Origin of the sequence: Haemophilus sputorum CCUG 13788 (genome assembly GCF_000238795.1) — a bacterium.
GTDB lineage: Bacteria > Pseudomonadota > Gammaproteobacteria > Enterobacterales > Pasteurellaceae > Haemophilus_A > Haemophilus_A sputorum.
This window is the reverse complement of sequence record NZ_AFNK01000006.1, coordinates 17,908-39,552: the sequence shown is the minus strand read 5'-3', so window position 1 is coordinate 39,552 and position 21,645 is coordinate 17,908. Positions and strand designations below refer to the sequence as shown.

General features: G+C 40.4%; 18 protein-coding genes, 4 tRNA genes and 2 pseudogenes. 17 read left to right on the top strand and 7 right to left on the bottom strand.

Annotation, left to right across the window (positions count from 1 at the left end):
• Positions 1-72: 72 nt before the first annotated feature.
• The 8 genes from HSP_RS0101295 (at position 73) to accC (ending at position 6,225) form a co-directional block, all read left to right on the top strand.
• Positions 73-591 (top strand): porin family protein, encoded by a 519-nt coding sequence (locus HSP_RS0101295; protein ID WP_007526706.1) that lies wholly within the window; start codon positions 73-75, stop codon positions 589-591.
• Positions 592-772: 181 nt separating this feature from the next.
• A tRNA-Ser gene (locus HSP_RS0101290) sits at positions 773-867 on the top strand.
• A gap of 13 nt (positions 868-880) precedes the next feature.
• A tRNA-Arg gene (locus HSP_RS0101285) sits at positions 881-957 on the top strand.
• A 66-nt stretch (positions 958-1,023) separates the two neighbouring features.
• A tRNA-Arg gene (locus HSP_RS0101280) sits at positions 1,024-1,100 on the top strand.
• A 78-nt stretch (positions 1,101-1,178) separates the two neighbouring features.
• Positions 1,179-2,477, top strand: coding sequence for an NAD(P)/FAD-dependent oxidoreductase (locus HSP_RS0101275; RefSeq protein ID WP_007526909.1), 1,299 nt, complete (start codon positions 1,179-1,181; stop codon positions 2,475-2,477).
• Positions 2,478-2,486: 9 nt separating this feature from the next.
• Positions 2,487-3,941 carry a membrane-bound lytic murein transglycosylase MltF gene (mltF, locus tag HSP_RS0101270; protein WP_007526732.1) on the top strand — a complete coding sequence of 485 codons (1,455 nt, stop codon included), beginning with the start codon at positions 2,487-2,489 and terminating at the stop codon, positions 3,939-3,941.
• 349 nt (positions 3,942-4,290) lie between these two features.
• Positions 4,291-4,755: an acetyl-CoA carboxylase biotin carboxyl carrier protein gene (gene accB, locus HSP_RS0101265; protein ID WP_010128226.1), complete on the top strand. Its 465-nt coding sequence runs from the start codon at positions 4,291-4,293 to the stop codon at positions 4,753-4,755.
• A gap of 126 nt (positions 4,756-4,881) precedes the next feature.
• Positions 4,882-6,225 carry an acetyl-CoA carboxylase biotin carboxylase subunit gene (gene accC, locus HSP_RS0101260; protein ID WP_007526802.1) on the top strand — a complete coding sequence of 448 codons (1,344 nt, stop codon included), beginning with the start codon at positions 4,882-4,884 and terminating at the stop codon, positions 6,223-6,225.
• Between the two features lie 94 nt (positions 6,226-6,319).
• On the opposite strand, the gene sodC is transcribed toward accC, so the two are convergent.
• Complete coding sequence (gene sodC, locus HSP_RS0101255; protein ID WP_007526920.1) at positions 6,320-6,868, bottom strand: superoxide dismutase family protein; 549 nt, start codon at positions 6,866-6,868, stop codon at positions 6,320-6,322.
• A gap of 180 nt (positions 6,869-7,048) precedes the next feature.
• Between sodC and asd the strand changes: the two genes are divergently transcribed.
• Positions 7,049-8,164, top strand: coding sequence for an aspartate-semialdehyde dehydrogenase (gene asd / locus HSP_RS0101250; RefSeq protein WP_010128225.1), 1,116 nt, complete (start codon positions 7,049-7,051; stop codon positions 8,162-8,164).
• Positions 8,165-8,311: 147 nt separating this feature from the next.
• Here asd and HSP_RS0101245 read toward each other — a convergent pair whose 3' ends face one another.
• A complete protein-coding gene (locus HSP_RS0101245; protein ID WP_010128224.1) occupies positions 8,312-8,989 on the bottom strand; it encodes a DNA utilization protein GntX in 678 nt (225 codons plus the stop codon).
• 123 nt (positions 8,990-9,112) lie between these two features.
• On the opposite strand from HSP_RS0101245, the gene HSP_RS0101240 reads away from it, so the two are divergent.
• Positions 9,113-9,922, top strand: a complete 810-nt coding sequence (locus HSP_RS0101240; protein WP_010128223.1) for a Cof-type HAD-IIB family hydrolase — start codon at positions 9,113-9,115, stop codon at positions 9,920-9,922.
• A 101-nt stretch (positions 9,923-10,023) separates the two neighbouring features.
• On the opposite strand, the gene HSP_RS0101235 is transcribed toward HSP_RS0101240, so the two are convergent.
• A tRNA-Ile gene (locus tag HSP_RS0101235) sits at positions 10,024-10,099 on the bottom strand.
• Between the two features lie 67 nt (positions 10,100-10,166).
• The gene (gene mutL / locus HSP_RS0101230; protein ID WP_010128221.1) at positions 10,167-12,053 is read right to left on the bottom strand and encodes a DNA mismatch repair endonuclease MutL; all 1,887 of its coding nucleotides are present in this window, start codon (positions 12,051-12,053) and stop codon (positions 10,167-10,169) included.
• A gap of 125 nt (positions 12,054-12,178) precedes the next feature.
• On the opposite strand from mutL, the gene HSP_RS0101225 reads away from it, so the two are divergent.
• Complete coding sequence (locus HSP_RS0101225) at positions 12,179-13,888, top strand: molecular chaperone HscC (RefSeq protein ID WP_010128220.1); 1,710 nt, start codon at positions 12,179-12,181, stop codon at positions 13,886-13,888.
• A gap of 9 nt (positions 13,889-13,897) precedes the next feature.
• Positions 13,898-15,742: a J domain-containing protein gene (locus tag HSP_RS0101220; RefSeq protein WP_010128219.1), complete on the top strand. Its 1,845-nt coding sequence runs from the start codon at positions 13,898-13,900 to the stop codon at positions 15,740-15,742.
• A gap of 128 nt (positions 15,743-15,870) precedes the next feature.
• Here HSP_RS0101220 and ygfZ read toward each other — a convergent pair whose 3' ends face one another.
• Positions 15,871-16,755, bottom strand: a complete 885-nt coding sequence (gene ygfZ, locus HSP_RS0101215; RefSeq protein ID WP_010128218.1) for a CAF17-like 4Fe-4S cluster assembly/insertion protein YgfZ — start codon at positions 16,753-16,755, stop codon at positions 15,871-15,873.
• A gap of 155 nt (positions 16,756-16,910) precedes the next feature.
• Here ygfZ and ispB point away from each other — a divergent pair, with 155 nt between their 5' ends.
• Both ispB and HSP_RS0101205 read left to right on the top strand, forming a co-directional pair.
• Positions 16,911-17,894: an octaprenyl diphosphate synthase gene (ispB, locus tag HSP_RS0101210; protein ID WP_010128217.1), complete on the top strand. Its 984-nt coding sequence runs from the start codon at positions 16,911-16,913 to the stop codon at positions 17,892-17,894.
• 19 nt (positions 17,895-17,913) lie between these two features.
• The gene (locus HSP_RS0101205) at positions 17,914-18,654 is read left to right on the top strand and encodes an epoxyqueuosine reductase QueH (protein WP_029494980.1); all 741 of its coding nucleotides are present in this window, start codon (positions 17,914-17,916) and stop codon (positions 18,652-18,654) included.
• Positions 18,655-18,681: 27 nt separating this feature from the next.
• Here HSP_RS0101205 and mobA read toward each other — a convergent pair whose 3' ends face one another.
• Complete coding sequence (gene mobA / locus HSP_RS0101200) at positions 18,682-19,758, bottom strand: molybdenum cofactor guanylyltransferase MobA (RefSeq protein WP_010128215.1); 1,077 nt, start codon at positions 19,756-19,758, stop codon at positions 18,682-18,684.
• A gap of 103 nt (positions 19,759-19,861) precedes the next feature.
• On the opposite strand from mobA, the gene HSP_RS0101195 reads away from it, so the two are divergent.
• On the top strand, positions 19,862-20,131 hold the full coding sequence (locus HSP_RS0101195; protein ID WP_007525888.1) for a YihD family protein: 270 nt from the start codon (positions 19,862-19,864) through the stop codon (positions 20,129-20,131).
• Positions 20,132-20,221: 90 nt separating this feature from the next.
• Here HSP_RS0101195 and HSP_RS11130 read toward each other — a convergent pair.
• A pseudogene (locus HSP_RS11130) lies at positions 20,222-20,374 on the bottom strand (IS3 family transposase); the annotation flags it as partial.
• 173 nt (positions 20,375-20,547) lie between these two features.
• Between HSP_RS11130 and copM the strand changes: the two are divergent.
• Both copM and HSP_RS11125 read left to right on the top strand, forming a co-directional pair.
• Complete coding sequence (copM, locus tag HSP_RS0101185; RefSeq protein ID WP_010128211.1) at positions 20,548-20,919, top strand: CopM family metallochaperone; 372 nt, start codon at positions 20,548-20,550, stop codon at positions 20,917-20,919.
• Positions 20,920-21,012: 93 nt separating this feature from the next.
• Positions 21,013-21,621 (top strand): annotated as a pseudogene (locus HSP_RS11125) (IS1595 family transposase).
• The last annotated feature ends 24 nt before the right edge of the window (positions 21,622-21,645 follow it).

Sequence of the window (21,645 nt, the reverse complement as noted above, 5' to 3'; positions counted from 1 at the left end):
GACTCTTGAGTCTATCTTTATAAGCAGTTTCTGCTTATCATTTTATCTTGTTTTATTTAGTGAGGATAACATATGAAACATATCGCAGCTTTAATCGTCGCGGGTGCATTTTCAGCATCTGCAATGGCAGCGCCTGTAGGTGAGACTTTTACTGGCGTAGGTGTAGGTGTAGATTTAACTAGCGCAAAATACAAAGTTGATGGCATCAAAGGTAAACAATCAACGGGTCCTGCATTAGTTGTAGATTACGGTATGGATTACGGTAATAACCTTGTAGGTGTTGTTCAAGGTAAAGCAAAATTAGGTAGCACCAAAGTATTTAGTGATGTAAAACAAAAAAATAAATACACAGTGGCTTACCAACAAGGCTATCGTGTAGGGGCGGATTTATTGCCTTATGTGAAAGTAGATGCAACCTCAAGCAAAGTTGGCGATGAAACTTTCCGTGGTTACGGCTATGGCGCTGGTGCGAAATATGCGGTTTCAAGCAATGTAGAAGTCGGTGCAGAGTACACTCGTAATAACTTAAAACGTAGTGGCACCAAACTAAGAGGCAATGACTTCACTGCAAACGTAGGTTATCGTTTCTAATCGTGTGAAAGACAACAAGCGGTGGGATTTTGCAGAGGTTTTGCAAAATCCCATTTTTTATAAAAAATCAGCTTTTTGCCTATTAGATCGGCAAATGTTGTAAAAATGCAGAAATTTGTGAGAAAAGCGTTTGACTTCTCGCTGAAATCCAGTATTATGCACACCCACAGACACAGTGTGTGGTGAGATGGCCGAGCAGGCTGAAGGCGCTCCCCTGCTAAGGGAGTATAGGGTTAAAAAGCTCTATCGAGGGTTCGAATCCCTCTCTCACCGCCATTTATTCTATCACGCACCCGTAGCTCAGCTGGATAGAGTACTCGGCTACGAACCGAGCGGTCAGAGGTTCGAATCCTCTCGGGTGCGCCATTTTAAACTTTACTCTATTCAGTTTAAAATGGTTGCAGATAAAATAAATAACACAATTCAATATACGCACCCGTAGCTCAGCTGGATAGAGTACTCGGCTACGAACCGAGCGGTCAGAGGTTCGAATCCTCTCGGGTGCGCCATTCAAGCTTTAAATCTTCTTCTTTAATCTAATTAAATCCTTTATAATCATCTTCATTTTTCATTATTCTTTTTATTTTATGCTGAATTTTGCATACCAAGAACACTATAAATCTTACTATTTTGATACTCGAAATCTTAATCTTCAATTTCCGCGTCTTTCCTCCCCGCAATCTTGTGATGTTTGCATTATTGGTGCTGGCTTTCAAGGGCTTTCCACTGCATTAGAGCTCGCTGAACGAGGCAAAAAAGTGATTGTGTTAGAAGGCGCTCGTGTTGGCTTTGGCGCTTCTGGACGTTCTGGCGGGCAGGCAATCAATGGTTTTGAAGAAGGCATTGATGAATATATTGAACAGGTTGGCTTTGAGAAAGCAAAAAAACTTTGGGAAATGTCACTTGAAGCGATTGATATCATTGACGAGCGTGTAAAAAAATATGGTATTCAATGTGATTGGAAGAAGGGTTATGCAACTTTAGCGCTTAATTCACGTCGAATGGATGACTTAATTGCAATGGAGAAAGCCAGTCGAGAAACTTTTGGCTATCAAAATATGCAGTTATGGGATAAATCTCAGTTGCAGCAACATGTCGGTAGCGATATTTATGTTGGCGGTTTATTTGATAGCAACTCAGGGCATCTTCATCCGTTAAATTATTGCCTTGGGCTTGCCAAAGCATGCGAGCAATTAGGTGTAACCATTTTTGAACATTCACCGGTTACCGATATTCAAATAAATAGCGATACGCAAGCGGTCGTTTTTGCAGAAGGTTTTGCAGTTTCTTGTGAAAACGTGGTATTAGCTACAAATGCTTATATCGATGCCCTTTCAAAACGAATTACTTTTGGTATTGAGAAGAAAATTTTACCAGTAGAAAGTTTTATTATTGCGACTGAACCCCTTTCTCAAGCAATGGCGGATAGCTTAATCAATAATGGCATGTCGGTATGTGATAACAATATTTTCTTAGATTATTACCGCTTGTCCGCAGATAATCGCTTATTATTCGGTTCAGATTCGAGTACGAATGTGGATATGATTGCAAAAATGCGTTCAGAGATGTTAGCCGTATTCCCACAGCTAGAAACCGCAAAAATTGATTATGGTTGGGCTGGGCCGATTGATATGACGCTTAATGCTACTCCACATTTTGGTCGAGTAAAACCAAACGTCTATTTTGCGCAAGGTTTTTCTGGGCATGGTGTTGCTTTAACAGGGCTTGCTGGGCGAATTATTGCTGAGGCGATTGAAGGCAATGATGAGCGTTTGGCTATTTTTGAAGGTTTAAAAGTACCGAGTATTCCTGGCGGTAAGTTAGGTAAAAAATTGGCGCTGAAAATAGGCATGCTTTACTACCGATTCTTAGACAAATATAGATAAGAGGCTGATTTGAAAGGCTTATTGATTCGATTTTTCATTGGATTTGCTTTGCTACTTTGGGCATGGGATATGGTTTATCCATGGCAAAAAGTCATGCTAGCCGAAGAGAATCGTCATACTCAAGTGCAACAACGTAAAATATTGAGGGTGGGGCTAATTAACCACCCACTTTCTTATTTCGTTGGTGCAGAAGGTAAGGCGGGAATTGATTATGAGCTAGCCAAGGCGTTTGCTGAATATCTTAATGTGAATTTAGAAATTAAAGCGTTTGATAATAGCGAACAAATCTTCAAGGCTTTAAAAGAAAATGAAATTGATATTGCCGCAGCAGGATTGTTGTATCAAGATCGATTAAGTGAGCAATTTCAGATTGGTGCAAGCTATTATTCAACCTCATGGCAGGTGGTTTACCGTAAAGATACCCCTCGCCCTTATCGCTTAGCTGACCTTAAGCAAGAGCTTGTTATTCCTAAAGGTTCGGCAGTTTTACCTATTCTACAACGACTTAAATTAGAAAACCCAAATCTTAACTGGCGAATTGCGGAAGAAGCAGAACAAGAAGAGCTTTTGATCCAAGTTGCAGAAGGGAAAATTCCTTATACAGTGGCAACTTCCGTAGATATTTCTGCTGCGCAACATATTAGCCCGAAAATTGCCGTCGGTTTTGATTTAACGGATGAAGCGCCTGTATTATGGTATTTGCCGAAAAGTACTTACAGTGAATTACAAGCGGCTGTGCTTGAATTTATGGGCGAAGCAAATGATACAGGGTTAATTGCTCGAATTGAGGAAAAATATTTTAGCTACCTCAATAAGTTTGACTATGTTGATGCCCAGAGTTATCTTCAAGCTATTCGAGAGGTATTGCCGAAATATCAACCGATTTTTGAAAAATATAAAGGCGACCTGGAATGGCAAATGCTGGCTGCCATTGCTTATCAAGAATCACATTGGGATCCGAATGCGACCTCTCCAACAGGTGTTCGTGGGATTATGATGCTAACGAAAGATACCGCAGAAAGAATGCGAGTAACAGATAGAACGCATCCAGAGCAGAGTATCCGAGGTGGGTCGGAATATTTGCACCTTTTGATTAGTCAAATTCCCGAAACTATCGCTCAAGAAGATCGAATTTGGTACGCCTTGGCGGCGTATAATATGGGCTTAGGTCATTTATTAGATGTACGCCGTTTAACCCGTCAGCTTGGTGGCGATCCGGATAATTGGTTAGATGTAAAGAAAAACTTACCATTATTGGCTGAAAAACGACATTATACTGGACTAAAATATGGCTATGCGCGTGGTTTTGAAGCGTTGCAGTATGTTGAAAATATTCGTCGATATTACAACAGTATTGTGAATCATCAGCGTATAGAAGAACAAAAAAATCAAGAAAAACAAATAGGAGTTGAAGATGAAACGCAAATTGCGCCTGAAACCCAAAAAAACGTTAACTTGCAATAAATTCCGCCGAATTCAACGCATTTGGAAACATAAACGCCAAATTGCTGAACGAAGAGGAATTGCCTTTATGGTATTCAATGAAGAATAAGAAATAAGCACCTATTTTGGAAATTTTTACGAAAATATGACCGCTTGTATGGCATAAATTTGGAATTTTATCTGTCCTATTTAGGGCAAATTGGTTGAAAAATAACTGCTACGATGAGTGGTAAATTCAGCAAACTTTCGCCAATTTTAGAAGATTTTATTCGCAAAATTGCCGAAAATCAGGTAACCTACGCACATCTTTTCCGCCGTCTATATTTGATGGACGGCATCCATTTCTTAATACACTTGACGGAATTTCATTATGGATATTCGCAAAATCAAAAAATTAATCGAATTAGTTGAAGAATCAGGCATCACTGAGTTAGAAGTGTCTGAAGAAGAAGGTACAGTACGTATTAGTCGTGCAGCACCAGTGGTGGCAGCACCTGCAGTACAATATACTGCTGCGCCAACACCTGTTGCAGCTCCAGCGGCTGCACCAGCCGCAGCGCCAAGTGCACCAGCAGCTGCACCAGCAAATAATGAAGTAAGCGGTCATGCAGTACTTTCTCCAATGGTTGGTACTTTCTATCGTAGTCCAAGCCCAGATGCTAAACCATTTATCGAAGTAGGTCAGTCAGTAAAAGTAGGTGATGCACTTTGTATTGTTGAAGCAATGAAAATGATGAACCGTATCGAATCAGATAAAGCCGGTGTAGTAAAAGCTATCTTAGTGAATGATGGCGAAGCTGTTGAATTCGATCAAAAATTAGTAATTATTGAATAAGGTAGCATGGGCAGTTGGTGAACTTATTGAGCCAAAGCCCGTGTGGTAAGCGGTGAAATTTGAAGAAAATTTTACCGCTTGATTGTTTTAAATGGCAGGCTATGCCTGCCCGATGAGGAACACGCAATGTTAGAAAAAGTTGTCATTGCTAACCGTGGCGAAATTGCCCTACGCATTTTGCGCGCTTGTAAAGAATTAGGTATTAAAACGGTTGCTGTTCATTCAACCGCTGACCGTGAATTAAAACACGTCTTATTAGCTGATGAAACCGTTTGTATCGGGCCAGCACCTTCTGTAAAAAGTTATTTAAACATTCCTGCTATCATTGCTGCAGCTGAAGTAACCGGCGCAGATGCGATTCACCCAGGTTATGGTTTTTTATCTGAAAATGCCGATTTTGCAGAGCAAGTAGAAAAATCAGGCTTTACTTTTATTGGACCAACTGCGGATGTGATTCGTTTAATGGGCGATAAAGTGTCAGCTATCAATGCGATGAAAAAAGCAGGCGTGCCATGTGTACCAGGTTCTGATGGCCCAGTAGGCAACGATATGGCAAAAAATAAAGAGATCGCTAAGCGCATCGGCTATCCTGTTATCATCAAAGCTTCAGGTGGTGGCGGTGGTCGTGGTATGCGTGTAGTTTACCAAGAAAAAGACTTGGAAGAATCTATTGCGATGACCAAAGCAGAAGCGAAAGCGGCATTTAATAATGATATGGTTTATATGGAGAAATATTTAGAAAATCCTCGCCATATCGAAGTGCAAGTTTTAGCAGATACTCACGGTAATGCGATTTATTTAGCAGAACGTGACTGCTCAATGCAACGACGCCATCAAAAAGTGGTGGAAGAAGCACCGGCACCAGGTATCACCCCTGAATTGCGTAAATTCATCGGTGAACGTTGTGCGAATGCATGTCGTGAGATTGGCTATCGTGGCGCAGGTACTTTTGAATTCTTATTTGAAAATGGCGAATTCTATTTCATTGAAATGAATACCCGTTTACAAGTAGAGCATCCGGTTACTGAAATGATTACCGGCATCGATTTAGTTAAAGAGCAATTACGCGTTGCAGCTGGCTTACCGCTTTCTATTACTCAAGAGGATGTTAAAGTGAAAGGCCACGCAATAGAATGCCGTATCAATGCAGAAGATCCAAATACCTTCTTACCATCACCAGGCAAAATTACGCTTTTACATGTACCAGGCGGTTTAGGTGTACGTTGGGATTCCCACATTTATGCGGGTTATTCTGTACCACCACACTATGATTCAATGATTGGTAAATTGATTACGTTTGCTGAAGATCGTGATATTGCTATTCGTCGTATGGAACACGCATTATCAGAGACTATCATTGAAGGCATTAAAACAAATATTCCATTACATGAACAAATCATGGCTGATGAAAACTTCCGCAAAGGTGGCACGAATATCCACTATCTCGAGAAGAAACTTGGTTTAAAATAATTTGGTAAAGCGGTATTAAAAAATTACCGCTTGTCATGAAAAAGTGGGTTAGCGTCTAAAACGTTAACCCACTTTATTTTTTGTTTATTGTGACTTATTTAATCACGCCACATGCCATGCGTGGACCGCCACCACCAAGTGCAGCTGGGTGATCTGAGTGGTTGTCACCACCAACGTGAATCATAATAGAGTGATTTTGCACTTCAGTTAATTTTTTAATACGTGGTGCTAAAACTGGTTGAGTTGCGCTACCATCATGTAATACGGTTAATGCCGGTAAGTCACCTAAGTGCGCATCATCAGACCATGGGAAGCCATGACCTTTAGCGTTATTTGGGTTCCAGTGTCCGCCTGCTGCTAAGCCTGCAGTCAGTTTACCGTCTTTTTCTTTTGGCTCACAGCTTGGGTTTTCATGAATATGGAAACCATGTAAGCCTGGTGCTAAGCCATTTAAATTCGGAGTGAAAACTAAGCCGTAAGGTGATTCGGTAATTTCAACAGTACCTACGTCTTTGTTGCCATGCTCAACATCTAATTGTTGTACTTTCACAACTAATTTCTCAGGTGCTTGTTCTGCATTAGCAGAAACTGCTGCGAACAAACCTAAGCTAGCTAAAATCGCGACTGCACTTTTCATTTTCATTGTAATACTCCATTTATGGTTGATGAAATGATGTCGTTAATTCTACCTATTATTAGGGTATTTTGTACAAAATTTACAAATCGGCAAAAACTATGGTTTCAAGCATTGCATTTTATGTCGAAATAGAGTATTTATGCACCTTACCCCTTAAAACATTATTAATTATTCAGGAGCAACACAATGCAAAATGTCGGTTTCGTCGGTTGGCGTGGAATGGTCGGTTCAGTATTGATGGATCGTATGGTTCAAGAAAATGATTTCGCCAATATTAACCCAGTTTTTTTCACTACTTCGCAAGCGGGTCAAAAAGCCCCAGTTTTTGCAGGTAAAGAAGCAGGTGATCTTAAAAATGCTTTCGATATTGACGAATTAAAAAAATTAGACATTATCGTCACTTGTCAAGGTGGCGATTATACAAATGAAGTTTATCCAAAACTTCGTGAAACCGGCTGGAATGGCTATTGGATTGATGCAGCCTCAGCACTTCGTATGCAAAAAGATGCGATTATCGTCTTAGATCCAGTAAACCAACATGTTATTTCAGAAGGCTTAAAAAACGGCATTAAAACCTTCGTCGGTGGTAACTGTACCGTTAGCTTAATGTTAATGGCAATTGGTGGTTTATTCGAAAAAGATTTAGTTGAGTGGATTTCTGTGGCAACTTACCAAGCTGCTTCAGGTGCGGGCGCTAAAAATATGCGTGAATTACTTTCACAAATGGGTCAATTAGAAGCCAGCGTGAAAGCTGAATTAGCAGATCCAGCCTCTTCTATTTTAGATATTGAACGCAAAGTGACCGCAACCATGCGTGATGACAGCTTCCCAACTGCAAACTTTGGTGCAGCATTAGGTGGAAGCCTCATTCCTTGGATTGACAAATTATTACCAGAAACCGGACAAACCAAAGAAGAGTGGAAAGGTTATGCAGAAACCAACAAAATTTTAGGTTTAAGTGATAATCCAATTCCAGTAGATGGTTTATGCGTACGCATTGGTGCATTACGTTGCCATAGCCAAGCGTTTACCATTAAACTGAAAAAAGATATTCCATTAGAGGAAATTGAGCAAATCATCGCTGCACACAATGAGTGGGTAAAAGTGATTCCTAACGATAAAGAAACTACTTTACGTGAATTAACACCTGCTAAAGTAACAGGGACATTAAGCGTGCCAGTTGGCCGTTTACGTAAATTAGCGATGGGCCCAGAATACTTAGCCGCATTTACTGTAGGCGACCAATTATTATGGGGTGCTGCTGAGCCTGTTCGCCGTATTTTAGTGCAATTGACTAAATAATTTTTAAGACTTCTTAATAAAATCAAGCGGTTAAATTTTCTTGATGTTTTGCAAAAAACTATAGAAATTTAACCGCTTTTATTTTTCACCAATCTTCGGTGTTATTTAACCTATTCTTTAAATTATCTATTATTTTGTCAGAGCCGGCTAAGCTCGTGCTAATGTCCAAACTTGAATTTCTTTTACCCCTTGCTTTTGTAGTACACGTGCGATGGCGTTGATAGTTGAACCAGTTGTCACGACATCATCAACTAAAGCAACGCGTTCATAATGTTTTTTAGGCGCATAATGAAAGGCATGTTGTAAGTTATGTCTGCGCGCTTTAGCGGTAAGTTCTCGTTGTGGCTGGGTTGCGCGAATGCGACTAATCGCAGTTTCTTCTAATGGCAGATTTAACCAAGTAGCTAACGGCCGAGCAAGTAGCGTCGCTTGATTGTATCCACGCCACCAATGGCGTTGCCAATATAGTGGCACAGGCATAATGACTTCAGGTAATTGCAAACCATGTGTGCGTTTTGCCTCTTTCAATGAAAGCAGCAATAATCGGGCGAGCGGTTTATCTAGCCAGTATTGTTGCTGAAATTTAAATCGATGAATCCAATCTGAAAGCGGCTTTTGATACATCGCAATGCGAACTAACCTTTGCCATTTAGGTTCGTGTTTTAAACACTCTCCACATTGCATAGAAAACTCTAATAATGGCATTCCACAATGACCACAATAAGGTTTTTTCTCCAGTAACCGTACACAACGACTACAAAATCCATGGTGGGATAATGCTAAACGTTTTTTACATTCGAAACATCTAAAATCTGCCTGATTCATCTTTTCTCCTTTTCGGCAGAATTTAGCATACCCGCCAAATAAATTTTGCGACGGCCTTCGAAATGCGAGTACAATCTTGGTAAATTTTTACCAAAATCTCACCGCTTGTAAGAAGGTACTCTCATGAAAATCACACCAGATTCTATTAAAGTCGTATTCTTTGATATTGATTACACACTATATATTAAAAACGAAGCTCGTATTCCCACTTCAATTATTGAAGAAGTGTTACCTCGCTTGAAAGCAAAAGGGATCATTCCAGCTATTGCAACTGGTCGAAATGTGGGTGGTTTTCCTAAAGCTTTATTGCCATATCTGAATGAAGGGGGTTTCAAATTATTAGTAACCATTAACGGGCAGGATAATCTTTATTGCGATCAGCAGATTAGCGCGTATGGCTTAAGCACAGAGCGCATTACGCAAGTGGTTGAAAAATTACAACGATTAGGCATTAAATATGCGTTCGTTAGCCGTGAAGCAATAGCCGTTTCTGCAGATGATGAGATTGTTAAAGAAGCGACCACCCCGATTACTGCAGATTATCTTATCGATCCAGATTTCTATTTGAAGAATAACGTTGTACAAATGTTAGCTTATTATAGTGAAGAGCAACGTGAAGTCGTAGAAGCAGCAGGGGTGTTAGGTGATGATCTTAAAGCAGTACGTTGGCATGAAAATGCAGTAGATATTTTCCTTAAACAAAACTCCAAAGCACGTGGGATTGAAGATACATTAGCTTACTTAGGGCTTGAGCCTGAACAAGCAATGGCATTTGGGGATGGGTTTAATGATTTAGAAATGTTTGAAACGGTTGGCTTTTCCGTTGCAATGGGAAATGGAGAAGAAGAACTGAAAGCCATTGCTGATTTTGTTACCAAAGATATCCGTGAAGATGGCATTTTGTATGCATTGGAAACGTTAGGGGTAATTTGATTTTTAATGCGCTTATTTATACTGATAAATACTAAGAAAAATTTCGTATATATAAGAAGTTAGCGTAAAAATAGAATGATAGAAAAGGATAGGATTTGAGTTGGTCCCCCCTGCCGGACTTGAACCAGCGACCAAGCGATTATGAGTCGCCTGCTCTAACCACTGAGCTAAGGGGGGAAAGGTGGCGGAATTATAGAGAAATTCCGCTCTGAAGTCTATAACTGCGCCTTTGGTCGTTGCAAAATTAACCGTTTTCACGTTGGGGCAACAGAGAAAGCAGATCGACGGCAATTTTCAGATTATCTGTTTTTTGTACGCATTCTACTTCCGCTAATAACGCAATGCCTTCCGATAGGCTCCATTGTGTTGGCATTGGCGCATAATGCGCAAAAAAGGTATCAAAATCGACCGCTTGTTGGCTAAATAAACCCAATAAAAGCTGTTGGAAATTCTGTTGGCGTAAGCAGCTTGGTACGGCTGAGATCGCTAAACAGGTCTCTGAATGCAGTTGCTTTTCTTGAATCTGAAAGCCAATTGCTGACAGTGCTTGTTGGTGTTGTTGCCATTGCAATGCTTGTGTTTCATTTAACCGAATAGAAAGAGGAATAAGCAAGGGTTGGCTTTCCTTTTTTGCTAGTTGAGCTTTCCATTTTGTCAGAACGAGATCCGCAAGCGGTATTAAATAAAAAGCCTCATTTTCTTTCAGTAATAAAGCTTGATTTCCTACAACGGCAAGCACTTGTGTTTGTGCGTGGTGTGCAGAATAAACATTTATTGCAGGCGCTTCCTCTTCCACAGAAGACGCAGGTTCAGCTTGGGCGATAATCGTTGGCGCTTGATGCACGGTTTCTAATGGCGGTGCAACAATAGGGGCTGAGCGTTCGCTTTTTTCGGTTTCGCTGGTATTCACTAATGCTTCATACCAACGTTGGGCAGATTGGCTTGAACCGCCAGATTTTGCAAAACGTGGCGCAAATTTCACCGCTTGTGAAGGTGCTGATGTTGGTTCATTTTGTGAAAAGCCTGCAAAAACATTCGCCCCTGCGCTTAATCGGTTGGTGTCCGCTGCATAGCTTGGTAATGGTTCGTTAACGGCATTGGTTAGCGGTAAATCTTGTTGAGTTTCTAGCCCTTGTAGTACGCCTTGTAAAATAAAGTCGTGTACAAGCCGTGCCTGATGAAAACGGACTTCATGCTTAGCTGGGTGCACATTCACATCAACTTGCTGTGGGTTAATATCTAAAAACAGCACAAAAGCTGGATATTCCCCCGCAGACAAACATTCCCCATAAGCTTGGCGGATGGCGTGATTGATGGTTTTATCGCGCATCATGCGTCCATTGACGTAGCTATAACAAAGATCGTTTTGTGCGCTCGTAAATTGCGGTGAACCAATCCAACCATGCAAATGCAAATCCCCATGCTGCCAGTCAATATGGTTGGCATGCGCAATAAATTCATCTCCACAAATCGCTGCAACACGGCGTTGCTGTTGTTCGACAGAATTGTCTTGTACTTTGCGATATTGACGTACTACTTTGCCATTATGAGTCAGAGTAAAACTCACATTCGGTTTTGCTAGTGCAATACGGCGCACGACTTCATCAATATGCCCAAATTCAGTTTTATCGGTTCGTAAAAATTTACGGCGAGCGGGAGTATTGAAAAAGAGATTTGCCACTTCCGTTGTAGTACCAACAGGGTGTGAGGCCGGGCGGATTTCAACTGCCATTTCACGCCCTTCGGCATAAGCTAGCCAAGCTTCTGCTTGCCCTTCAGGACGAGAAGTCAGTGTTAAGCGAGAAACGGAACTAATACTCGCCAGTGCTTCACCACGAAAGCCAAGACTTAAAATCATCTCTAAATCTTCTAAGCTCGCAATTTTACTGGTGGCATGGCGTGCAAGTGCAAGCGCTAAATCTTGTTTGGCAATTCCGCAGCCATTGTCTCGAATACGAATCAGCTGAGCGCCACCTTTTTCAATATCAATTTGAATTTGGTTAGCACCGGCATCCAGACTGTTTTCCACCAACTCTTTTACGACTGAAGCGGGGCGTTCAACCACCTCGCCAGCAGCGATTTGGTTAGCCAGTTGTGGCGGGAGAATTTGAATTAAATGTGATTCGCTCATAATCAAGAAAATAGGTCAAAATTGGCGATATTTTAGCAAATTTGCACCAATTATAAAATGGCGCAGCAAGCGGTCAGTTTTGTGGCATAATTTGCAAATTCATATAGACAGAATGGAAGTAAATAATGAGCGTACAAATTGGTATTGATTTAGGCACAACGAATAGTTTAATTGCCCAATTTATTGATGGCGAAACTTGTCTTATTCCTAATAAACTCGGACATGAATTAACCCCTTCTGTGGTCAGCGTAACAGAAGATGGCTCGATTTTAGTTGGGCTTGCCGCTCGTGAAAGATTAGCGACCGCCCCGCAGATGACGGCTTCTGCATTTAAGCGCTTTATGGGCAGCGATAAAATCTTCCGACTTGGCAAACAACAATTCCGCGCCGAAGAGCTTTCTGCATTAGTGCTCAAAAGTTTAAAAGAAGATGCCGAACATTTCTTAGGTGAGCCAGTTGAAGAAGTGGTCATTACGGTGCCTGCTTATTTTAATGCGATTCAGCGCCAAGCGACCAAAAATGCGGCAGAAATGGCAGGGTTAAAAGTCAGTCGCTTGTTAAATGAACCGACAGCTGCTGGGCTTGCTTACAACCTGCAAGATAAGCCAGACGATACCAATTTCTTAATTTTTGATTTAGGTGGCGGAACCTTTGATATTTCAATCTTGGATTATTTTGATGGTGTGGTGCAAGTCTCCGCGAGCGCCGGCGATAATCAACTTGGCGGTGAAGATTTTGTGCAAGCCTTACAACGCTGTTTCTTAACCAAGTGCACGAGTTTAAATGAGGCGCAAAGAAAACGGATTCAAACATCAAGCGAATCTTGGCAGGTGTTTGAACATGCGAAACGTCAGTTAAGCAAAGAAAAAAGTGTCAAAATTGCTTTAACCTTAGATGAACAAGTTCATGAAGCGATTATTTCTGAAGAGGATTTCCGTCAAGCAGCACAGCCGTTAATTACGCGTTTACGCCAGCCCATTGAGCGAGCACTGCGTGATGCCAAACTTAACCCGTCTAGTATTGATGGCATTATTTTGGTGGGTGGGGCAACCCGTATGCCGATTATCCGAAAAGCAATCGCCCAATGGTTCCAACGCTTACCGCTTTCTGCAATCAATCCTGATGAAGCGATAGCGCGAGGGGCAGCGGTACAAGCTGCACTGATTGCACGCAATCAAAATTTAGAAGAAGTTGTACTAACGGATGTCATGCCATTTTCATTAGGTACGACTATTGGTGTAGATATGCCAAATGGTCAACGCATCAATGACCGTTTCAGCCCGATTATTGAACGAAATATGCCGGTGCCGATTTCACGCGAGCAGCATTATGTCACGGCAAAAGATAATCAAACTGAACTTCAGTTTGATATTCGTCAGGGAGAATCTGCGATTAGCAGTGAGAATATTTTGCTTGGCGAAATGTTCGTCACCGTGCCACCTCACCCAAGAGGCGAAGTCGGCGTCACGGTTCGTTTTAGTTACGATATCAACGGATTGCTTGAGGTGGATTTAACCAATGATGAGTTAGATATTCAGATTAACCAAGTTTTCCAACATAACAGCCACAACTTGAGTGCGGCAGAAGTGCAGGCTTCACGCGAGAAATTAGCTAAACTGAAAATTCACCCGCGCGAACAACAAGAAAACCGTTATTTGCTCGAAAAAGCCAAACGCTTATATGAAAACTATTTAGGCGAAGAGCGAGCGGTAATTAGTGAATTTTTAGCTTATTTTGAAGCGGAATTAGAATCGCAAGATGAGGGCAGAATCCACCGCGCGAGAAAGAAAATGCAAGAGTGTTTAGCGCGCTATGATGAAGGTTGGTTAATCTAAGAGGTTTACATGGCAATTTGTTGGAAAATTTTAGAGATCAACTCAACCAGTGATGAAAAAGCGATTCGTCGTGCTTATGCAAAAAAACTCAAAGTCACCCGACCGGATGAAGATCCAGCAGGCTATCAAGCACTACGAGCCGCTTTTGATGAGGCGTTAGTTCAGGCAGCTTATCAGCGAGAATATGAAGAACGGGCAGCCGCAAATCGTGCTGATTCTCTATGGGAAGAGGAAGCTGAATTAAGCAGTGAATCTGCTGATGAAAGCCTATTACAAGCGGGTGAATTTGAGCCACGTTTTGCAAATGAGCCAGAAAATTCGACCGCTTATGAGCCTTGCCCGATTGAATTTAACTTAGCGGATAGCGCGCATGCAGAACCGACATCCAACTCTGCGCCTGAAGAAATTTCATACGTTTACCAAGATAGCACATTGCATGATGAAGTAGAGGCTGAAGAACCATTAGAAGCGCCAGCGCTTGATTTAGTCGATATGTTATTGATGGAAATTGATGAGGTTTTTGAAACGGAAGGTGAAATTGGCATTTTAAAAAATTGGGCAAATTGGCAGCCTCGTATTGAATCTCTGCCTTTTGATGAAAGTCCTATTTTTTCGCGTGCGTTATTACAACGTTTTTTTGCTTATCCGGTCGAAAATAATTATTTAATTCAGCTTTGGACAAATTATTTCCAATGGCATAAAGATTATGTCATAGCAGAACAATTAACTCCAGAAGGCATTCATTTATTACAAGCAAAAGTAGAACGTGCTGAACAAGAAGTTGGTTGGGCACCGATACCGGATTATTTAAAATCAATTCCTACTAATTTAATTAAAACAGCACCAGAAAAAGCTGCGGAGTCATTTTATTACGGCATTTTGGCAAGAGCAGCCAATAAATGTAGTGTGATTTTAAGCGTGATTTATGCTTTTTTCGCATGGATTTATATTGCCTATGAGAGATCGTTAATTCCGCATTGGAAAATTGAAGCAACGACACCCAAAGTGAATCGCATTTTTTCTGCTGCGAAAATATTAAGATATTTTTGGCGAGGGCTTTTATTTTTTGGCATAGCTTCCATTATTTTTAGCCATAGATTTAATGAAAACATTGGCGTACCATTTGTCATTGTTCTATTTTGCTTTGCAATATTTTATTTTGTTTCTGGATTTATTTTAGGTTTATCTAAATTTGAGGTTTTGAGAAAGTTTTTATATACCGGTAATGAACATAATGAATTCTTTAGAATGATTGCTTTCCCAGTAGTCGGTTGGTTATTTGCTTCACAGGTTAGTGAACAAACAAATAATTATTTTATACTAGGTTCATTATTACTTGGCGTATTGCTGATTTGTTTAAGTTTGATTCCTGCTTATATTGAGTATAAATACTCCCGTTATTTTTGGGGATTGGTTTTATCTACTTTAGCAATGGCGTTTTTTCCAATACCAGAAGGCTATCTTGTCCTTATTATCATTTATTGGATAAATTTAAATGTATATATGACAATCTTTAAACCACGGATTTATATTTATATTAAATCTATTTTAATTTATCCGTTTGTAAAACTGCCGAGCGATACTGAATTATTGCTTTATCCTTTTATGGTGATTTTTGCATTAGTGTTATGGTTCGTTTTCTTGCCAAGTTTAGCCGGGGAACATATTTTTAAAGTTAAAACAGTTAGTGGATTACTTGAATTAGGATTTTTAAGTTTTATTATTGCATGGTATGGCTTGGAAAACGTTGAGAATGGTCTTTACTATTTTTATCCGATAAGTTTGGTTGTTTATTTAATTCATGTCGGTATAATGAGGTTTGTTTCTCACCAATTAGCAAAAAATGCGGTTTAAATGAAAAAAGATTAACTGAAAGTTGAGAACTAAAAGCGGCCAGATTTTAAAAGCAATTTGCAAATTTGCTTAAGAATCTGACCGCTTTTTATATAAATAATAAATTTCGGTTTTTATTTTGTGTTGAATTAAGCTTCTTCTAACGCATAAGGTAATTCACAAATTTTCAATAACGTATCGTTAAAGCGGAATAATGTATCAGCTTCAATCTCTTTATTCAGTACAATTTGCACCCAAAGTTGTTGCTGATAATGTACTGCGGCTAATACAGTACCGCTCGCACGCCAGTTTTCCCCTAATTGCATTTCTAGTGCTTGACCGGCTTCTGGGCATTCCGTTTGTTCGCTGTTGCCAACTAAAATAAACATGGCACGCTTGTTCGCCCCACGATATTTCGCTCGTGCAACGGTTTCTTGCCCAATGTAGCAACCTTTGGTAAAAGAGATCGCATTTTCGACCGCTTGTAAGTTGGCAGCTTGTGGAATGAGCTCAAATTGGTTGGCTTTAGCGAGAATTGGTAAACCATCTTGAATATCTGCTAAATCCCAAAGCGCGCTTTCGCCATGCGTAGTAAGCGTTTCTCCCCAGACAATCGCGCGTTTCTGTGCGCAAGAGAGCACTAAAGCGGTCGCATTTTCACTCAAATTAGCTAAAGTCGTTGCATTCGCTACGCCAAATAATGGCGTATCTAATTCGGTAAATGTGACTTTAGAGAACACGGCATATTTTTTTAACTGCACTAATGCTTCGGGCAGTAATTCGCAACGAATAATGGCAAAAAACTGCTCGGCTTGTGCGCGATATAAACGAAATAGCGCACTCATTTTGCCTTTCGGATCGCAATGGCTAGTTAACGTGTGTTCGCCAATGGCAAGCTTTGTCACATCTGCGGTGAGCTGTCCTTGTAGATATTTTTCAGCATCTGCGCCTGCGATTTCAATAAGACGATATTGGTTCAGTAAAACGCAAAAATCGGGTTGGAGTTTAGTAATTTGTTGGCATTCACATTTCATAAAACACTCTTTATTGTGAAAAAATTTTTAAAATCATACACGCTAAAAATGGAAGAAAAAAGTGGAAAAATGACCGCTTGCAAGAATTCTTTTTGAGGCAAGCGCTATTTAAGGTAGAATCACGCTAATTTTTATCGCGTATTTTTGGAAAAACGATGAGTGCAACATTATCTTTAGAACAAATTCAAACGCTTGCAGCAGAAGAAATGCAGGCGGTTAATGCAGAAATTTTGGCGCAGCTAAATTCTGATGTGCCGCTGATTAACCAACTGGGTTTTTATATTATCAGTGGGGGGGGCAAACGTATTCGCCCGTTAATTGCAGTATTAGCTGCAAAAGCGCTAGGTTATACTGGGAAAAAACACGTTACCACAGCAGCCTTTATTGAGTTTGTTCATACTGCAACGTTATTGCATGACGATGTTGTCGATGAGTCTGATATGCGTCGTGGGCGCGAAACCGCCAATGCAGCTTTCGGTAATGCAGCGAGCGTGTTAGTGGGCGATTATATTTATACGCGTTCATTCCAGATGATGACTTCTGTCGATTCATTGAAAGTGCTTAAAGTGATGTCGGCAGCAACTAATGCATTAGCAGAAGGCGAAGTGCAGCAGTTGATGAATGTGAACGATCCGAACACAACCGAAGAAAATTACATGAAGGTTATCTACAATAAAACAGCGCGTCTGTTTGAAGCAGCAACCCAATGTGTGGCGATTGTAGCAGAGCAGAGTGAAGAAGTTGAATCGGCATTAAAAGCTTACGGTTGTTATTTAGGCACAGCGTTCCAATTAGTTGATGATATTTTAGATTATTCCGCGAATGCGCAAACCATGGGTAAAAATGTTGGCGATGATTTTGTGGAAGGTAAACCAACCTTACCATTGTTACATGCCATGCAACATGGCACAGCAGAACAAGCAGAGATGATTCGCCATGCTATTGAAAACGGTGGCGATATTGCCAAGATTGATGATGTGCTTGCGATTATGGCGGAGCATAAGTCGCTTGATTTTGTTATGGCAAAAGCAAAAGCTGAAGCGCAAAAAGCGGTAGATGCGCTTTCGGTATTACCTGAAAGTGAATATAAACAAGCATTGATTTCTTTAGCGTATTTGTCGGTAGATCGCGCTTATTAAATTTATCAAGAACAGAATAATGACTAATCAACACCAACCTCTTGAACATCAAGAGAAACTCAAACAGAAAAAGTTAACGCGTAAAGGCAAAGATCCCAATGCGCCTTTTGTGCGTGAAAAATTAAGTCTGCCGGGTGGGCACAATAAATTATTGCTGCATTCTTGCTGTGCGCCTTGCTCTGGCGAAGTCATGGAAGCGATTTTGGCTTCCGGCATTGAATTTACGATTTACTTCTATAATCCAAATATTCATCCGCTAAAAGAGTATATGATTCGAAAAGAAGAGAATATTCGTTTTGCAGAAAAACATGGTATTCCGTTTATTGATGTGGATGATGACTACGAAAACGATCGTAAAACCTGGTTTAAAAAAGCAGAAGGCATGGAATGGGAACCAGAGCGTGGCATTCGTTGCACAATGTGCTTTGATATGCGCTTTGAAAAAGCCGCACAATATGCACATGAACATGGTTTCCCCGTATTTACCAGCTGTTTAGGAATTTCTCGTTGGAAGGATATGAACCAAATCAATGATTGTGGCCACCGCGCAGCAGCACCATACGATGATGTGGTTTATTGGGATTACAACTGGCGAAAAGGTGGCGGTTCACAACGTATGATTGAAATCAGTAAGCGTGAGCGTTTCTATCAACAAGAATATTGTGGCTGTGTGTATTCGTTGCGTGATTCCAATAAATGGCGCTTAGAAACAGGCCGTCAGCGTATTGAAATTGGTAAACTTTATTATTCACCAGATTAGAAAAACGGGAGTTGAACTCCCGTTTTTTTATTGTTTCACATAATTTTTCACAAATTCCGCAATTTGCTCAATGTTGTTAATATCGAGCAGGTTTTCCCGTTCAAGCGGATAATCAGTTGCAGTGGCGATTGTCCATTCATCCAGTTCTGGCAAAGGTTTTTCAATCGCTTTGCGGTGGAGTTGCAATTTTGCCATCGCTTCATGCTTAAAGCCTTCCACCAACACTAAATCAACATGCTCAAATTTTGCAATAAATTGTTGAAAATCGACCGCTTGCTCGGCAGGCGTTTCACACATCAGTGCCCAACGTTGATCGCAAACAACCATAGTTGGATTAGCGCCCGCTTGGCGTAAGCGGTAGCTGTCTTTTCCTGGTTTATCGGTTTCAATATTGTGATGAGAGTGTTTAATGAGCCCCACTTTTAGCCCGCAAGCGGTCAATTTTGGTAGTAATTTTTCTAATAGCGTGGTTTTTCCTGTGCCACTATACCCCGTAATGCCTAAAATTTTGGGCGCTGATTTTGGTTGGGCTGCAAGGGCAAGAGCATCTAGCGTATTAAAATTTTGAAAGGCTTCAGGCTGCTCAGAAAAATCTACTGCAACACTACGCTGTGTTTGGAAAAAATAAAATAATCGTCGTTCACCCAAATTTAAATAGGCTTGTAGTGCAGGCACAACATCACGATGCAATAACGCAAAAGTTGGATGCGGGCGTTCGCCGTCATGCGCATAGGCGATCTGAGCATTGTTAATACGTAATGCGGTGGAAAGCTTATGTAGTAGATTCTCTGGTAAATAGGGGCTATCACACGGCACAAATAATAGGTAGTCTGCTGGAATTTTTGCAAAAGCACTTAACATTCCGCTTAATGCACCTTGGAAATCTGGCAGTTCATCTTGAAAGCGAGGATAGGTTGGGAAAAGGCGCTGATATTCGCTTTCTGAGCGGTTGATATTAAGCCAAATATCATTAATTTGTGGCGATAGGCGAGAAAGAATATGCGAAATAAGCGGTTTGCCATGCAAAAGTTGTAGCCCTTTTTCGACTCCGTGCATGCGACGAGCTTTGCCGCCAGCTAAAATCACCGCGCTGATGTGATGCATCATTGTCTCCTCTGCTTAAAAACATAAGCGATTGTTTTGCAAAAATAGAGCTAAAAGTATATGATCCGCCCTGATTTTCAACAAGAATTTTTAAGGATTTTTCATGAAATGCAAACGTTTAGAAGAGTTGCTAGAATTATTAGGTGAACATTGGCGTAAACAGCCAGATTTACATTTAATTGATATTTTGCAACAGCTTTCAGAAGAAGTCGGCGAGCCGAATAATTATCCAGCGTTGCGCGATGAAGTGTTAATTTATCAATTAAAAATGCGCAATTCAGATAAACACGAGCCGATTCCGGGCATTAAAAAAGATTACGAAGACGATTTTAAAAGCGCAATTTTACGTGCGCGGGGAATTTTAAAAGATTAACAGACTCTAATGGAAGTCTATTTTATTTCGATGCTAGTCTGAAGAACGCCTATAAAAATAAAACTGATCTGACCCCAAAAAGTTAGACTGTTATTTAAAGGACTGCTTTCGATATTGTATCGGACTCAGTCCTTTTAATTTTAATTGGATTCGTTCTTCATTATAGTACCGTACATAATCATTGATAGCCTTTTCAAGTTCATCAATGCTAGTAAACGATTTTCCGTGAAAACACTCCATTTTACTTTGCCTTTATTGCTCGTGGCAAGCACAATTTTTTGCTTCATGATTCTGTCCCTCATATCAAAGATTGTCTTATTTTAGCCTTCACCAAAAATTTTCGAAATAATATTGACCTTAACCTTAGGTTAAGATTTATGATTTACGCTCATTCAGTTATAACATAGGAGCAAAACATGAAAAAACTTATGACTTTTATCACACTTAGTGCTGCTGCAGTTTCAATTTGTGCCCAAGCTAATGAACAACCGCATCAAGCACACATGAATATGCCAATGTCGACAGATTCTGCAATGCAACAAGAATTAATGCAAGGTATGAGTCAAATGCATCAAGACATGATGGCAGCTGCGCAATATAAAGATCCTGATGTTGCTTTTGCAGCAGGTATGTTGCCACACCATATTGGCGCAGTAAAAATGGCGGAAGTTGAATTAAAATACGGAAAAGATCCTGAGATGCGTAAGCTTGCTGAGAATATTATTAACGCACAACAAGCGGAAATTGAACAAATGCAAAAATGGCTTAAAGTGCACAATAAAAAATAAGGGGCTGTACTAGATAACGACTAAAAATCCCATTTAGGTTAGAATAAACCAATGAGAAAAAGTCGCTTAAGTCAGCATAAATAAAATAAACTCATTGAACTGTTTGTCGCAGGTGTCACAGCAAGAACAGTCAGTGAATTGGTTAATGTAAACAAAATACAGCCGCTTATTACTTTCATCAATTACGCTTACTCATCTATCAAACAAGCCCACATTTGGAAATGTTTGAGGGCGAGATTGAAGCCGATGAAAGCTATTTCGGCGGTACTTGAAAAGGCAAACGTGGTCGCGGTGTCGTGGGAAAAGTCGCGGTATTCGGGCTTCTCAAACGAAATGGCAAGGTTTATACTGTCGTTGTCCCTAATGCGCAATCAGCGACATTATTGTCAATTATCTGAGAGAAAGTTAAGCCTGATAGCACAGTGTACACGGATACCTTTCGTAGTTATGATGTGCTTGATGTCAGTGAATTTAGCCATTTTCGCATCAATCACAGCACGCATTTTGCTGAAAATCATAACCACATAAACGGAATTGGGAATTTTTGGAATCAAGGCAAAACGCCATTTACGCAAGTTTAATGGCATTCCCAAAGAGCATTTTGAGCTATATTTAAAGGAATGTGAATGGTGTTTTAACAACAGTGAAATAAAATCTCAAATTTCCATTTTAAAACAATTAGTTAAGGGGAGTTTGGTCTAGTTATCTAGTACAGCCCCCTTTATT

Bases quoted from the DNA above. Each gene is read 5' to 3' on its own strand.
- HSP_RS0101295 (WP_007526706.1), top strand. From the start codon at position 73: ATGAAACATATCGCAGCTTTAATCGTCGCGGGTGCATTTTCAGCATCT.
- HSP_RS0101275 (WP_007526909.1), top strand. From the start codon at position 1,179: ATGCTGAATTTTGCATACCAAGAACACTATAAATCTTACTATTTTGAT.
- accB (WP_010128226.1), top strand. From the start codon at position 4,291: ATGGATATTCGCAAAATCAAAAAATTAATCGAATTAGTTGAAGAATCA.
- accC (WP_007526802.1), top strand. From the start codon at position 4,882: ATGTTAGAAAAAGTTGTCATTGCTAACCGTGGCGAAATTGCCCTACGC.
- sodC (WP_007526920.1), bottom strand. From the start codon at position 6,868: ATGAAAATGAAAAGTGCAGTCGCGATTTTAGCTAGCTTAGGTTTGTTC.
- asd (WP_010128225.1), top strand. From the start codon at position 7,049: ATGCAAAATGTCGGTTTCGTCGGTTGGCGTGGAATGGTCGGTTCAGTA.
- HSP_RS0101245 (WP_010128224.1), bottom strand. From the start codon at position 8,989: ATGAATCAGGCAGATTTTAGATGTTTCGAATGTAAAAAACGTTTAGCA.
- HSP_RS0101240 (WP_010128223.1), top strand. From the start codon at position 9,113: ATGAAAATCACACCAGATTCTATTAAAGTCGTATTCTTTGATATTGAT.
- mutL (WP_010128221.1), bottom strand. From the start codon at position 12,053: ATGAGCGAATCACATTTAATTCAAATTCTCCCGCCACAACTGGCTAAC.
- HSP_RS0101225 (WP_010128220.1), top strand. From the start codon at position 12,179: ATGAGCGTACAAATTGGTATTGATTTAGGCACAACGAATAGTTTAATT.
- HSP_RS0101220 (WP_010128219.1), top strand. From the start codon at position 13,898: ATGGCAATTTGTTGGAAAATTTTAGAGATCAACTCAACCAGTGATGAA.
- ygfZ (WP_010128218.1), bottom strand. From the start codon at position 16,755: ATGAAATGTGAATGCCAACAAATTACTAAACTCCAACCCGATTTTTGC.
- ispB (WP_010128217.1), top strand. From the start codon at position 16,911: ATGAGTGCAACATTATCTTTAGAACAAATTCAAACGCTTGCAGCAGAA.
- HSP_RS0101205 (WP_029494980.1), top strand. From the start codon at position 17,914: ATGACTAATCAACACCAACCTCTTGAACATCAAGAGAAACTCAAACAG.
- mobA (WP_010128215.1), bottom strand. From the start codon at position 19,758: ATGCATCACATCAGCGCGGTGATTTTAGCTGGCGGCAAAGCTCGTCGC.
- HSP_RS0101195 (WP_007525888.1), top strand. From the start codon at position 19,862: ATGAAATGCAAACGTTTAGAAGAGTTGCTAGAATTATTAGGTGAACAT.
- copM (WP_010128211.1), top strand. From the start codon at position 20,548: ATGAAAAAACTTATGACTTTTATCACACTTAGTGCTGCTGCAGTTTCA.